Source organism: Bernardetia sp., from assembly GCF_020630935.1.
Taxonomy (GTDB): Bacteria; Bacteroidota; Bacteroidia; order Cytophagales; family Bernardetiaceae; genus Bernardetia.
The window spans coordinates 27,650-42,153 of sequence record NZ_JAHDIG010000029.1 but is presented as its reverse complement, the minus strand read 5'-3'; the positions used below and the strand labels follow the sequence as shown (position 1 = coordinate 42,153).

The following is a 14,504-nucleotide window of genomic DNA, read 5'->3' as shown; positions in this document are numbered from 1 at the left end:
TTGAAATAATTTCTAGCTAGTAGATGGATTTAAGGTGCAAGGCGTACAATTTCCCAAGGAGAAGCATATCTTTCTTCTACATCTTCTTTTAAGAGGTAATTTATTCTATCATGTAAGCGACTTTCTCTGCCTTGCCAAAATTCCATATAGTTAGGAATTAGGCGATAGCCACCCCAATTTTTTGGTCGTTCGATAAAATTAGTTTCTTCATAATTTTTTTCAATAGACTTTACCAGTCGCTCAAGTTCATCTCTAGTGTCTATGATTCTACTTTGTGGAGAGGCTATTGCACCGATTTGGCTTCCAATAGGACGACTTTTAAAATATTCATCAGATTTTGAAGGACTTATTTTTTCTACTTTCCCTTCAATTCTTACTTGTCTTTCAAGTTCTGCCCAAAAAAATGTAAGACTAGCATACGGATTATTTGCCAAATCTTCTCCTTTTCTGCTATCATAGTTAGTATAAAAAACAAAGCCTTCATCAACACTTTTGAGTAAGACCACACGAGCAGAAGGACGGTTGTTTTTGTCCACTGTTGAAAGTACCATGGCATTGGCTTCTGCTGAAAGGTCTGACTCTAAGGCTTGTTCAAACCACTTTTTAAATTGCTCAATAGGGTTTTCTAGGGCATCTTGAACATCAAAAGATGCCTTTTTATAACTCTGTCTTAAATTTCCTAAATCCATAAGGTTATAATTTTAAAATGTTTTATTTGTGTTATGAATCAACAAATCAAATCAGTAACACTTTTCTATTAGAGATGTTTTTTAAGTAAATAGATAAAAATAGGCACGAATTTTTCATTCTTTGTAAAGTACTATAAAAAAACTGTATTTTCAGTTTAACATCTCATTAACACTTAATTTGAAGAAAAGTATCTGTTTTGACGTACTAATTTTGTAATTTTGTCAGTATCAGAACTTTTTCTATTGTATCAATTCTTATCATTAAAAAATAATACTAATGAAAATCACAAAATACTCTTTTGCATCATTGGCGTTTAGTCTTTGCTTATTTTTATTTTTATCATCAAGCTCATTCGCACAAGGTGTTTTTCAGTTTGAAATCGAATCTTTTGACTTTGGAACTGTCGAAGAAGGCAACAAAGCAGAAAAAACATTTGTATTCAAAAATACGGGTAACCAACCAATTATTATGAGCAATGTACGTGCTTCTTGTGGTTGTACTACGCCAAGCTGGACTCGTGAGCCTGTATTGCCTGGTCAGAGTGGAGAAATTCAAGTAAGTTATAACAGTGCTGGTCGTCCAGGTGCATTCAACAAAACTATCACAATTACTTCTAATGCTTCTGAGGCAACAAAAGTATTGAAAATTCGTGGAAATGTAGTAAGCGACCCTGCTAATGACCCAAAAATGGCAATAGAGCGTAATGCTATAGCTTTAGGCAAAATCAAAAAAGGTGAAGCTGTTACTTATAAAATTTCATTTACAAATGAAGGCAAAAAGCCATTACAAATCCACAATCTTACAAGCTCTTGTAACTGTGTGAAACTTGCAGGAAGAGCAAGTGCAAATGCTGGAGAAACAAAAGAATTAGAAATTGTAATTACACCTACTCAAGAAGGAGCTTTTGATAGCGACATCGTAATCTATACAAACAGTCGTTCTCAAGGCAAGACCACTATCAAACTTACAGGAACAGTTGTAGAAGGTTCTAGCAGCGTTCTTCGTAACGAAAATTCTGGTTTCTAAGAAAATTCATTTTTATAAAAACCTTAAAAACCTTATTTGATTTATTTCAAATAAGGTTTTTATATTTCAATAAATAGCTATCAGTTCAACTAACTAAAAAGAAACAACTTTTCATGAAAATTAGTATCATAACAGCACGTTCAAAAAATGGTGTCATTGGTTCAGAAAATTCATTGCCTTGGAAAATGCCTTCAGATATGCGTTTTTTTAAGCAAACTACCCTAGGACATCACGTATTGGTAGGGCGAAAAACATATCAATCTTTCAACGTACAATTAGTAGAACGTCCTGCTCTTATTCTGACTAGAAAATCAGATTATACCCCAAAATATGAAGACGACCAAACCATCAGTACATTAGAAGACGGTATTCAAAAAGCAAAAGAAAACAATGAAACCGAGCTTTTCATCATTGGAGGAGGCGAAATATACAAACAAGCCTTAGAGAAAAATTTAGTTACGCACATGTATATCACAGAAATTGATGCAATTATCGAAGGCGATACATTTTTTCCAGATTTTGATGAATCAGAATGGAGTATTATCAGAAAAGATAGCTTTTCAGCAGGAGAAAAAAATGATTACGATTATAGTTTTGTGTTGTATGAGAGGAAACTTTAAAAGTTTTATTAAGAAATGCAATACAAGTAAAAATAGCTTGTATTGCATTTCAACTATTTAAGTTAGGCTATTTTACTAAACATAGGCTTATTTTCTGTTTGATTTGCTGTTGCTTTAGCATTCCAAAGCCTAACATCAAAAGCCATACAAACATTGCGAACAAAAGGCTTTCCTTGTTCTGTAATTTTTAAATGATTTCCTGTCCATTCTACCAATTTATCTTGTCGTAGAGATTCTAAAAGGTCAAAATTAATTCCTAGCCCAAATTCATAAAATTCTTCCTCATTCCAAGAAGTTTCGTACCTACACATCAAATCTAAAATATGTTTCCTAACAAGTAAATCTTCCTTTGTTAGATGGTGTCCTCTCAAAAATGGAAACTCTCCTTTCTCAATTTTTTCTTTGTAGGTTTTTAGATTTTTTTCGTTTTGGTTGAAAGCTGTCCAAGTATCACTAATCGCACTCACGCCCAAACCAATCGCTAAACTTGTGGATTGAGTAGTATATCCCATAAAATTTCGATGCAAACTACCATCTTTAGCAGCCTTCAAAAGTGAATCTGTAGGAAGTGCAAAATGATCCATTCCTATATCTATGTAGCCTTGTTTTGTCAAAATTTCTTTACCTATTTTATACAAATTTGCCTTTTCATCAGCAGAAGGCAAGAAAGCCTCTAATTTTTTTTGAGAAGGTTTGAGCCAAGGAATATGTGCATACCCATAAAATGCCAAACGAGAAGGACGAAGCTCTAATGTTTTTTGTAAAGTATCTTGTATTGTTTCTGCATTTTGCAATGGCAATCCATAGACTAAATCAAAATTAATAGATTCAAAACCCAGCTCTCTAGCATTTTCTACACATTCTACTACCTTCTGATAGGGCTGAACTCTATTTATAATTTTCTGAACATTCTCATCAAAATCTTGAATACCAAAACTCACACGATTAAAACCTAATGCTTTTAGTGTTTTGAGATGTTCTTTTGTTGTATTATTAGGATGTCCTTCAAACCCCCATTCTGTTTCCTTTGGAATATCACAGGTAGTTTTAAAAATAGAAATCAAGCGAGAAAGATTTTTAGGAGAGAAAAAAGTAGGTGTTCCTCCTCCTAAGTGTACTTCTCTCAAAATAGGTTTTTGTGGAAGTGTTTTGAGATATAGATTCCATTCTTTTTCTATCAAATCGATATAAGGTTCTTCTACATTATGATTTGTCGTAATGCGTGTTGTGCAGCCACAATAGGTACACAAACTCTCACAATAGGGCAGATGAATATAAATACTTACCTCTTTTCCACTTGTCCAAAAAGCATTTTTAAGTGAATTTTGCCAATTTTCTAAACTATGGTTTTTATTTTCCCAATACGGAACAGTTGGGTAACTTGTGTAACGAGGACTAGCAACATTGTATTTTTGAAGCAAATTATTCATCTTTCTATGTGTAAATCTTGGTTGATAGATAATTTATATTTACAAAGAACGGTTACTTTTTAGCTCTAAAAAATGATTTTTGTTAGGAAAAAACATTTACTTTTGCAAAAGTCCCAATAAAGAAGCTATTTTATTAACTGAATAATTCATTATCCAAAACATGTCGTTTCTCCAACAATCTGAACCTACAAAATATACTTCTGAAAACTTAAAAAGTGAAGAAATGCTCTTCAACTTAGGACCTCAGCACCCTTCTATGCATGGTGTTTTGCGTTTGGAGGTAATTTCAGATGGCGAAATGATTAGAGAAGTTGTTCCTCACATTGGTTATTTGCATCGCTGTTTTGAAAAACATGCTGAAAGTCTAAATTATGCCCAAATCATTCCCTATATAGACAGAATGGATTATGTAGCTTCTATGAACTCCGAACACATTTATGCGCTTGGAGTAGAAAAGATGTTAGGAATCACAGAAAAAATACCCAAACGAGTAGAGTATATTCGTGTTTTAGTAGCAGAACTCAATCGTATTGCTTCTCATTTTGTAGCAATCGGAACGTATGCTGTAGATTTGGGAGCAACTACGCCTTTTTTATGGCTCATGAAAGAACGTGAGTTTATGTTACGGCTTTTAGAGTGGGTAAGTGGCGCAAGACTTCTCTATAATTATATTTGGATTGGAGGTTTATATTATGATTTGCCGTTAGATTTTGAAGGAAAATGTAGGGAATATATCAATCACCTAAAGCCAAAGTTAGACGAACTTAAAAAGTTACTCATCAATAACAAAATTTTTGTGGAGAGAACAGCAAATGTTGGCGTTTTACCTTTGCAAACGGCTGTAAATTATGGCGTTACAGGGCCAATGCTAAGAGGTTCTGGGCTAAAGTGGGATTTGAGAAAAGTAGATAATTATTCTGTGTATGATGAAATAGAATTTGATATTCCGATAGGAGAGGGACAAGTAGGAACAACAGGCGATTGTTGGGATAGAAATTTTGTACGCTTCCAAGAATGTAGAGAGTCAGTCAAAATTATGGAGCAGGCACTAGAAAAACTAACTAAAGAACATAAAAGAACAAGAGATTTTGACCCTCAAGGACTTGTTCCGAAGCGCATAAAACCACCCAAAACGGATTTTTATTTTAGAGGCGAAAGTCCAAAAGGCGAACTTGGCTTTTTCTTTAGACAAAATCCAAAATACAAGAAGGGAGATATTCCTTTTCGTCTGAAAGTACGTGCGCCCTCGTTTTGTAACCTTTCTGTATTGCCTTATTTAGCTCAAAATACTCTGCTTTCCGATTTGATAGCCATTGTAGGTTCACTAGATATTAATTTGGGAGAAGTGGATAGATAATTTTTCAAAAAAGTATATTCTTTAATAGATATTAGTATCTGACTGTTTACAACACAAAACGCTTAAAGACACATTATAAAATCTTTAAGCGTTTTGTATTTCTGCAATTTAGAACTTTTGCAAAAGCAAACCCAACCCTATGAAGAAACGAAACAATATTTTAGTTAGGAAATAACTTTGCGAAAGTCCTACAATTATTGTTTTATTACCTTTTGTGAAAATATTCTTTCCTTAGTCGCAATCTGTATAAAGTAAACTCCTGCATTTTGGTTACTCAAATCTATTTTACACTCTGATTTCTCTATATTTTCCAACGAGTAAATTTCCTTGCCCAAAACATCAAATACCTTTACAGATATAGGTAAATTGTTTTTAGAAGGTTCAAGTTTAATGTTTAAAACATTATAAGTAGGATTGGGATAAATAGATAATGTAAAGTTTTTCTCTTTATCTATCTCACTTACTTTATTGTCATTTGATAGTGTATTGGCTTTTTTACTTTTGAACACTGGCTCGCCTGCACATTTACTACGCTCTTTCAAATAAAATCTTCCTTCATCTACATTTCCAACATAGATATCTCCAGAGCCTCCGTTATTTCTTGAACCGTCAGCAGCTCCCCAATAGTTTTCTTCTGCATAAGCTGCTCCAGCAACAGCATCAATGGCATAATTCAAATTCTTGAAGTTATTTTTGGTAATATGAGCTTCTGTATCTATTAATTTTATTGCTGTTTGATTACCAACAAAGTTATTGCATTCTATTTCAATGCCTTTATTTTGAGTTAGTTCTATACCATTTTCCCATCCGTTGATATGATTTTCATTTATATATATACCTTGAGAACTTCTTATTTGCATTCCTTTAGAATCAACACTATTGTTAGCCATTAAATTTAGACCTTGAATATGCAATCTTTCTATTGATTGTAGTCGAATAGGATAATCAAGATTTAATCCAGTATCATTCAAAATTATATTTCCTTTGTTTTGGCTTCTACTACCTGAAATGTGTATTTCATTAGCTATGTTTATACTCAAAATACTCTGTGGATTCAAAACATCTTTTCCAAATCTATTTTCATATATGAAAAGCTCTTCCTCTACAGAAAACAAGGTAATAGCAGATGAAACGCCTTCATCTCTACTCATAAATCCACTATCTATAAAATCATTTCCTACAATAGTTGTGTTGGAAAGGTAATCTCCATTAATAGCAATTCCTCTTTTTCTAGCTGTTATGCTTTCTATATTAACATTTTGTGAATTACGAATCTCAATAGCAACTCCATTATTTTTCGCACTTGTTAAATCTATTCTTTTTATTGATAAGTTTTCTATTTTATCAAAAAATAAAGGATATTCTACATCAAGTCCACTATTGTTTAGATAAATATTGGGATTATCTATTTTTCTATCTGAAATAAAAATGTCTTGAGCATTTTTTATACTTAATATTGAAAGTGGAGTAAGCTGATAACTTCCAAACTGATTATCATACATAAAAATACCTCCTAATAAAGAATTAGAAAAAAGTCCATCTAACTTGATGGCATAACCTCCTCTAAAGAAACCAATTCCTGTATCCCTAAAGTCATTTCCTTCAATGCTAATATCGGTAACATCTATTCCTTCAACAGCAGTTAGCCTTTTTCTTGCGATAGTATTAAAAATATCTACCTTTCTACATTTTTTAATATCAAAAGCAATTCCCTCAAAATCACCCGTATAATCAGAAGTAACATCTATGTTTTGAATAGACAAATTATCTATATCTTCTAAAATAAATGGATTTTCTACTCCTAAGCCTCCTCTGTTGAGCAAAATATTAGTTTGATTGAAACGATATCTATCGTTTATGTTAATATCTTTTGCCCCCTTTATTCTAAAAATATTTTTTACATCATGCATTAAGTCTCCATATTGATTGTTGGTAATAAATATTCCCCCAAGCAGATTTTGACTCTCTACATTATCTAATGTGATAGCTGAACCTCCTACGGCAAGGTGTCCAAAATCAAACCCTGTATCTCTCAAATCTATGCTTTGAATACGGATATCTGTACAATTTCTTGCTATGATTCCATTATGACGTTTGCGAATAGTCATGTATTGAAGTGTGATGTTTTTACTATCTTCAATATAGATACCACAAGAACGTGAATCATCAGCACTTCTTGGAATGTCCGAAGCACTGAGATTCAAATAACGTGCAGTAATATTTTCTATGTTTTTTAGACAAATTGGTTTTTCAACATTCATTCCATTAGTAATGTTGATATTACCAGCATTTGTTTGGAGAGAAATATCCTTTGCATCTTCTAAATACAACAGACGCACAGGCTTTACGCTTGGGTTACCTAGCATTCCAAAAGTGTTTCCAGAAATATACACTCCGCCTTGTAGTCTATTTTTATTGACTTTAGTAAGGGAAATAGCAGCAGACAAGTCATAAAACTCTAACCCTGTATTTCTCAAATCATTATCCTTTATCTGAATATCAATAATATTATTTCCTATAATGCCGTTTTTTGTATTTCTTATAATATTTTTCTGTATCAGAACAGTACTACAATTATTTAGTTCAATTCCATTCGTTGGTTGATTGGGGTAATTGTTTTGGATTCGAAGTCCTTGAATAGTTAGATCAGATAGATTCTGTGCCTTTAAAATACTTCCTCTATATGAATTTAATGTAACTCTAGGGCTGGAAGAGTAGAAAGGTGCTGATGTTCCGTCTATAAACACTCCTTCTGTAATAAGAATATCTGAATAGAGAGTAATATTACCAGATACAGCAAATTTTATAGTATCTATTCCTGCTACAAAATTAGAAATCACTAGACATCCTCTTAGTGAACCTTGTCCAGTATCATTTAGGTTGGTTACAGTGTATGTGTTCCCAGCCCAGCTATGAGTCAAAAAAAAGATAAAGAAAGTCATAGAAAGGATGATTCTCTTAACCAATAAAGGAAATTGTTTGTGTTTAATAGTGTGTTTTGAAGTTTGCATAACTAAGGTGTTAAATCATTTAAAGGGTATAGATAAATTTACATAGTTGCCTATTTTCATTTATTTACAGATTTTAAAACCTATTAAGCTCAGTAAAACAAAAAATAGTTTTCTTTTTTTCTCAAGGCTACTTACTCAAAAACACCATGATTTTAAATATTTTTTGTGGAATGTTCTCTTGTTTGGCATCTATTCTCAAAAAATGATATACCTATTTCAACAATTTTTTATAAAAAATTCTTAATTTACCTATCATAAAATTTTTAATTATGCAACTCAAATTTTTTCGTATGTGGCACTTACTGGCAGGCGCAGCACTCACAGCAGGCGCAGTTACACTTTGGGGTTTTCGTTCTAAAAATGGCGACGACTGGCTCAAAAAACTTGTTCAAACTAATACTACTTTTCAAGAAAAATATTCTTCTGAAAGAGTCTATTTACATTTAGATAAACCTTTTTACAAACCTTCTGAAACGGTTTGGTTTCAAGCCTACGTTCAAGATGAGACAACATTAGAACCTTCCAAGAGAAGTGATATTCTGCACGTAGAATTTATAGACCCAAAAGGGAATACAGCCAAGAAATTACAACTCATTTTAGAAGACGGTACAGCTTCTGGTGAGTTTGATTTGGGTGAGAATGCAGCAGGAGGAATCTATAAAATCAAAGCCTATACAAAATGGCAAGAAAACTTTTTAGCAGAAAACACTAATCATCAAAAGGGAAATCCACTTATTTTTGAGAAAGAAATAACAGTTCAGAAAGTCGTTTTGCCTCGTCTAAAAATGAAATTAGATTTTCAGAAAAAAGGCTATGGAGCAGGAGATGAAGTAAAGGCAGATTTGGATTTGCAAAGCCTTACTAATCAGCCTCTCACAGAAAAAGATGTAGATTTTGTAGTGAGTCTGAAGGGAGAGGTTATCTCTAAATCAAAAGCCAAAACAGATAGCGAAGGCAAAACAACGATTTCTTTTCAACTTCCAAAAAAACTAGACACAGCCGACGGACTTTTGAATGTAATGCTTTCCCACAACGGGCAGACCGAATCTATTTCTCGTTCTATTCCACTTGCCAATACTGTTTTTGATTTACAGTTTTTTCCAGAAGGTGGTGATATTTTAGCAGGAACAAAATCAAATATTGCTTTTTGGTGTAAAGATGAGTTTGGAAAGCCAGCCGATGTACAGGGAGTTATTTTAAATTCTAAAGGAAAAGAAGTAGGTGATTTTTCATCCTTTCATAAAGGAATGGGCAGTTTTGAGTTGGAGGCAAAAGAAAACGAAACCTACACAGCTAAAATTACAACTCCGAAAGGCGTAGAAAAAGTTTACAACCTTCCTGAAATTGTAGAAGTAGGCTATGGATTGCAGATAGACTTTCCTGTTTCCAAATCAGAAAAAGAAAAAGTATATGACACTTCTAACCTTAAATTTTCTATTTACTCACCACTAATGGAAGAGGTATTTTTGGTAGGCAAAATGAGAGGAGAAATTATTTTTTCTAAGAAAATTTCTGTCAAAAAAGGTAAAAATAGTATCAACCTTCCAACAGGTGAAATGCCTATCGGAGTGGCAAATTTTACGCTTTTTGATGCAAGAAAAATAGAAAGAGCAGAACGTCTAGTATTTCTCAACACAGACAAACAACTCAACGTTTCTATAAAATCTGACAAAGAAGAATATCAGCCTCGTCAGAAAGTTACTTTAGATATTAAAGTTACAGACCATAGAGGAATTCCGATGCCAGCCAATTTGTCGCTTTCTGTGGTAGATGACAAATTGCTTTCTTTTGCAGACGACAAATCTAGCCATATTCTTTCGCATCTTTTACTGGAAGCCGACCTCAAAGGCGAAGTAGAAGAACCTCGTTTTTACTTTGATAAAAAAGAAGAAAAAGCAGCACAGGCAAGAGATTTACTAATGCTTACTCACGGCTGGAGACGCTTTACGTGGGAGCAAATTCAAAATCCATCTATTAACATTAAAAATTATGCTGAAAAGGCTATCATTGCTGGCTATGTAAAAAATGAAAATGGAAAACCAGCCAAAAATGCCAAAGTAGAGATTCAAGGAAAGGATATTTCTACCAAAACGAATAATGAAGGCTATTTTGAGTTTAGAAATTATAAGCTTTATGAGCCTATTACCATTATGGTAACGGATAGTTCAAAGCGTGCTAGCCAACACATTACAGCGTACTCAACCTCTTACTCTTTTAATCTTTTTGATTACAGTAGAATAAAAAGAAAAGCAGGAGGAGCAAGATTAGACCGAGCAATGCCTGTAAGAGCATTAGCCGTAGAAGAGAAGGAAATGGAAGGCGCAGTTATGGATTTTATGGATTCAGAAATGCCAAAAGAAATGTTAAAAGAAGAAATAGTAGAAAATGCTCCTGTTGTATTAGAAGTACAAGAGAAAGAAGAAGTTATGGAAGAAGTAATTGTAGATGGCTTACTAGAAGCAGATAAATTTGGAGATTTTGATGGCAAAAAGAAAAAAGATGACAGACCAAATCTTCCTGCTGTTACTTATCACCGTGCTAGAGTTTTTCCAAAAGTAGAGTATTCTAAAAAAGAAAAAACGGAAAATGAGCCTGTTTCAAGAACTGATTTTAGAAGTACTATTTTTTGGAGTGGAAATATAAAAGTAGATGCAAAAGGCAAAACACAAGTAGAGTTTTATACTTCCGATGAAATTACAGCATTTCGTGCCATTTGTGAGGGAATTGCAACTGATGGCAGCGTAGGCAGAACAGAAAGTGTTTTTTATACACAGTTACCGTTTAGCTTAGATACAAAACTACCTTTGTATATGTCTATGGGAGATAAAATCTCTATTCCTTTGATGCTTCAAAACAATACAGAAAAGAAACTTAGTGGAACAGTTTCGGCAGATTACCCTTCCTCTTGGATTCCAGTTTCTGAAAGCAAATGGAAAAACCGAATCACATTACAACCCAATGAAACAAAGGTGGTTAATATGGATTTTTTGATTGAAAACAAAGCTGGAAAAGGTAAGTTTATTGTTCAGTTTGTTGGACAAGGTGGCGTTCAAGACCGTTTTGAACAAGAAGTTGAAGTCTTTTCAAAAGGTTTTCCTGCTGCCATCGCTCTTTCTGGAGAAGCTGGAGACAAAACCTATACTTTCGAAATTACCAATCCAGTAATGGGAACAAGCACAGCTACTTTTACGGCTTTTCCTTCCGTTTTAGATGACCTTTTGGCTGGAATTGAATCAATTTTGAGAGAACCGTATGGCTGTTTTGAGCAAACCTCATCTTCTACTTATCCGAATTTGTTGGTTTTGGATTATCTCTCTACACAAAAAGAATTGAATGCAGAACAACAAGCAGCTTTAGCAAAAGCCAAAGATTTGACAGAAAAAGGCTACAAACGCTTAATTTCTTTCGAAACAAAAGAAAATGGCTATGAATGGTTTGGCGCAAATCCTGCTCACGAGGCATTGACAGCGTATGGCTTGATGGAATTTAAGGATATGACAGCTGTAACAGGAAACCTTGTAGATGAGCAAATGATGAAACGCACCACCAACTGGCTGATGGAGCGCAAAGATGGAAAAGGAGGCTACAAACGAAATCCCAAAGCCTTAGATAGTTTCGGACGTGCAGATGAGGATATTTCGAATGCTTATATCACTTATTCACTTTCAGAGGCAGGTTTTAAGGATATTAAAGATGAAGCAGAAGCAGCGTACCAAAATGCAATCAAATCTGAAGACCCTTATTTGATTGGTTTGGTGGTAAATACGCTTCAAAATTTGAATGATAATCGTTCTGAAAAATTACTGGAAACGCTTATCTCACTTCAAAAACAAGAAGGAGACAATGCTGGAGCTTGGGAAGGAACAAAACATTCCATTACTCGCTCTACTGGACAAGGTTTGACAGCAGAAACTACTTCACTTGCTATTTTGGCTTTGATAAAATCAGATACAAAGCGAATGAATATTTTACAGAATGGAGTGAAATATTTGGTGGGTTCTCGTTCGCCTTATGGTGGTTTTGGAAATACGCAAAGTACTGTTTTGGCTCTCAAATCTCTGACAGCTTATGCAAAATATGCTCAAAGAACTCCAGAAAGTGGAGATATTGAAATTTATATCAATGGAAAAAAAGTGGCTACGCAGCACTACGGCGAAGGGCAACAAGAAGCTATTGAAGTAAAGAATCTTGAAAAGCACTTGAAAGCTGGTAAAAATACAGTTCGTATCCATTATGTAGATGTGAAAGAGCCTTTGCCTTATACGTTTTCAGCCAACTGGTTTACCGATTTGCCAAAATCTAGCGACAAGTGCAGCGTAAACCTAGAAACTTCATTAGCAACAAACAAAGTGAAAATAGGCGAGACAGTAAGGCTTACCACCGTTTTAGAAAACAAAACGGATGAAGGTTTACCAATGACGGTTGCTATCGTAGGCTTACCAGGTGGACTTTCGGCACAGCCGTGGCAACTCAAAGAACTCATAGAAAAAAACAAAGTTGATTTTTATGAAATTCGTGAGCATAGCGTGGTCTTTTATTATCGCCAACTAACGCCAAATGAGAAAAAAGTTATTCATTTGGATTTGAAGGCAGATTTGGCAGGAGAATACGAAGGTGCTGCCTCTTCAGCATATTTGTATTATACTTCTGAATTTAAAGACTGGCAAAAAGGAGTTTCAGTAAGCAGTAATTAGTAGTCAGTTAAATTTAATAAGAACGACTATTCATTTTTTATGGATAGTCGTTTTTTTGTTAGGCTGTTTTATCAAGTAGAATCTCATTTAAGATAAGCTAAAATTAGAAAAGGATTTTTTTAAATACGTATATTTGCAAAAAAATACTATTCTCCTCGTTGACGGCTGCATTTTGGGTCTCAACGACGGTTATCTTTTCAAATATTTCTAATGGATACCCCAGAAACAACTATTGTAGAAAAAACAAATCCTTCATCTCAAATATCTACTCCCAACAATGCAAAAGAAATGGGGGTTTTAGACCATTTGGAAGAATTGCGTTGGCATATTATCCGTGCTGTGCTTGCTATTCTAGTGTTTACAGTGGTGGCTTTTGTAGGAAAAGATATTGTTTTTGGAAAGATTATACTTGGTCCTTCAAAGATTAATTTCTTGACCTATCAGTTTTTCTGCAAAATGTCTAGTATTACTTGTATAGATACATTGCCTTTTATTATTCAAAACCGAGTGATGACAGGACAGTTTACAATGCACATTGCAGCCTCTATTGCCTTTGGTTTTATTTGTGCGTTTCCTTATGTTTTTTGGGAACTTTGGCGTTTTGTTGCTCCAGCTTTGTATCAAGATGAAAAACAAACGGCTCGTGGAGCTACATTTTTTGTATCTCTTCTTTTTGCTATCGGAATTTTTTTTGGTTATTTCTTGATAAGTCCCTTATCTATCAATTTCCTTTCTAATTATCAAGTTGACCCCACTATTTTGAATGAAATCGATATTTCTTCCTACGTAACTACAGTAACTATGCTTACTTTAGGATGTGGACTTATGTTTCAACTTCCGATTGTAGTATTTTTCCTTTCACAAGTAGGCATTGTTACACCAGAAATTATGAAAGCCTATCGTAAGCATTCTATTGTGGTTATCCTATTTATTTCAGCTCTCATAACACCTCCAGATGTGATTAGTCAGTGTCTTATCGGTATTCCTATTTGGGTATTGTATGAAATGAGCATCTTGATTTCAGCTTCTATTCAGAGAAAAAGAAATGCGACGCTGGCTAAAATGGAAAATACTAATGCAGTTTCTTAATTTTATTTTTTGCTTAAAATAATTTAGAATAAATTAAAACTATATCTATACAAATAGGTTATTTCCACAACTATCCTAATCTGACTGTTTAATGCATCATAAAACTCATCTCTTAACAAGTTTTATTTTTTTAAATAGAAAAAATAGGAGGTTATTTTTTATCTGATAGATATATAAATGCTAGATTCTATTCCATTTTTACGTATTCCAAAACAACTTCCTCCTGAAAAACATCGAAGTTTTGCTATTCTTACAATGGTAGGAATATTAGGCTTTTCTGCACATTTGGTTTTTCTGATACTTTTTATCGCTTTTGGAGTATATTCAATGGCGTACTTTAATGTGGCGAGTTGTTTTTTGTTTGCTATTATTTTTATGGCAAATCATAAAGGTAAAGCAGAGGCTGATATTTTGATGACTGTTTCGATAGGAGAAATAATTCTACATGCTATTTTTTCTGTTGTGATTGTAGGCTGGGAATCTAATTTTCACTACTATCTTTTTTTAGCAATGATGACTTCTTTTCTTGCTAATGATGTGAGTAAAAAGTCATATATTTCAAATATTGTTGCTTTTTTTTCCTACAT

General features: G+C 33.7%; 9 protein-coding genes. 6 read left to right on the top strand and 3 right to left on the bottom strand.

The window, feature by feature from the left end; genetic code table 11:
• Positions 1–29: 29 nt before the first annotated feature.
• Complete coding sequence (pdxH, locus tag QZ659_RS09860; protein WP_291725533.1) at positions 30–689, bottom strand: pyridoxamine 5'-phosphate oxidase; 660 nt, start codon at positions 687–689, stop codon at positions 30–32.
• A gap of 277 nt (positions 690–966) precedes the next feature.
• Here pdxH and QZ659_RS09855 point away from each other — a divergent pair, with 277 nt between their 5' ends.
• Positions 967–1,716: a DUF1573 domain-containing protein gene (locus tag QZ659_RS09855; protein ID WP_291725531.1), complete on the top strand. Its 750-nt coding sequence runs from the start codon at positions 967–969 to the stop codon at positions 1,714–1,716.
• 113 nt (positions 1,717–1,829) lie between these two features.
• The gene (locus QZ659_RS09850) at positions 1,830–2,336 is read left to right on the top strand and encodes a dihydrofolate reductase (RefSeq protein ID WP_291725529.1); all 507 of its coding nucleotides are present in this window, start codon (positions 1,830–1,832) and stop codon (positions 2,334–2,336) included.
• Positions 2,337–2,398: 62 nt separating this feature from the next.
• Here the strand turns inward: QZ659_RS09850 and hemN are convergent, their stop codons facing one another.
• Positions 2,399–3,766: an oxygen-independent coproporphyrinogen III oxidase gene (gene hemN, locus QZ659_RS09845; protein WP_291725527.1), complete on the bottom strand. Its 1,368-nt coding sequence runs from the start codon at positions 3,764–3,766 to the stop codon at positions 2,399–2,401.
• Positions 3,767–3,926: 160 nt separating this feature from the next.
• On the opposite strand from hemN, the gene QZ659_RS09840 reads away from it, so the two are divergent.
• Positions 3,927–5,123: an NADH-quinone oxidoreductase subunit D gene (locus tag QZ659_RS09840; protein ID WP_291725525.1), complete on the top strand. Its 1,197-nt coding sequence runs from the start codon at positions 3,927–3,929 to the stop codon at positions 5,121–5,123.
• Positions 5,124–5,317: 194 nt separating this feature from the next.
• On the opposite strand, the gene QZ659_RS09835 is transcribed toward QZ659_RS09840, so the two are convergent.
• On the bottom strand, positions 5,318–8,134 hold the full coding sequence (locus QZ659_RS09835; RefSeq protein ID WP_291725523.1) for a T9SS type A sorting domain-containing protein: 2,817 nt from the start codon (positions 8,132–8,134) through the stop codon (positions 5,318–5,320).
• Positions 8,135–8,403: 269 nt separating this feature from the next.
• Here QZ659_RS09835 and QZ659_RS09830 point away from each other — a divergent pair, with 269 nt between their 5' ends.
• The 3 genes from QZ659_RS09830 to QZ659_RS09820 form a co-directional block, all read left to right on the top strand.
• Positions 8,404–12,828 carry an MG2 domain-containing protein gene (locus tag QZ659_RS09830; protein WP_291725522.1) on the top strand — a complete coding sequence of 1,475 codons (4,425 nt, stop codon included), beginning with the start codon at positions 8,404–8,406 and terminating at the stop codon, positions 12,826–12,828.
• Between the two features lie 210 nt (positions 12,829–13,038).
• Positions 13,039–13,917 (top strand): twin-arginine translocase subunit TatC, encoded by an 879-nt coding sequence (tatC, locus tag QZ659_RS09825; protein ID WP_291725520.1) that lies wholly within the window; start codon positions 13,039–13,041, stop codon positions 13,915–13,917.
• Between the two features lie 177 nt (positions 13,918–14,094).
• Positions 14,095–14,504 (top strand): hypothetical protein (locus QZ659_RS09820; RefSeq protein WP_291725517.1); only part of this gene is annotated, 410 nt, incomplete at its 3' end.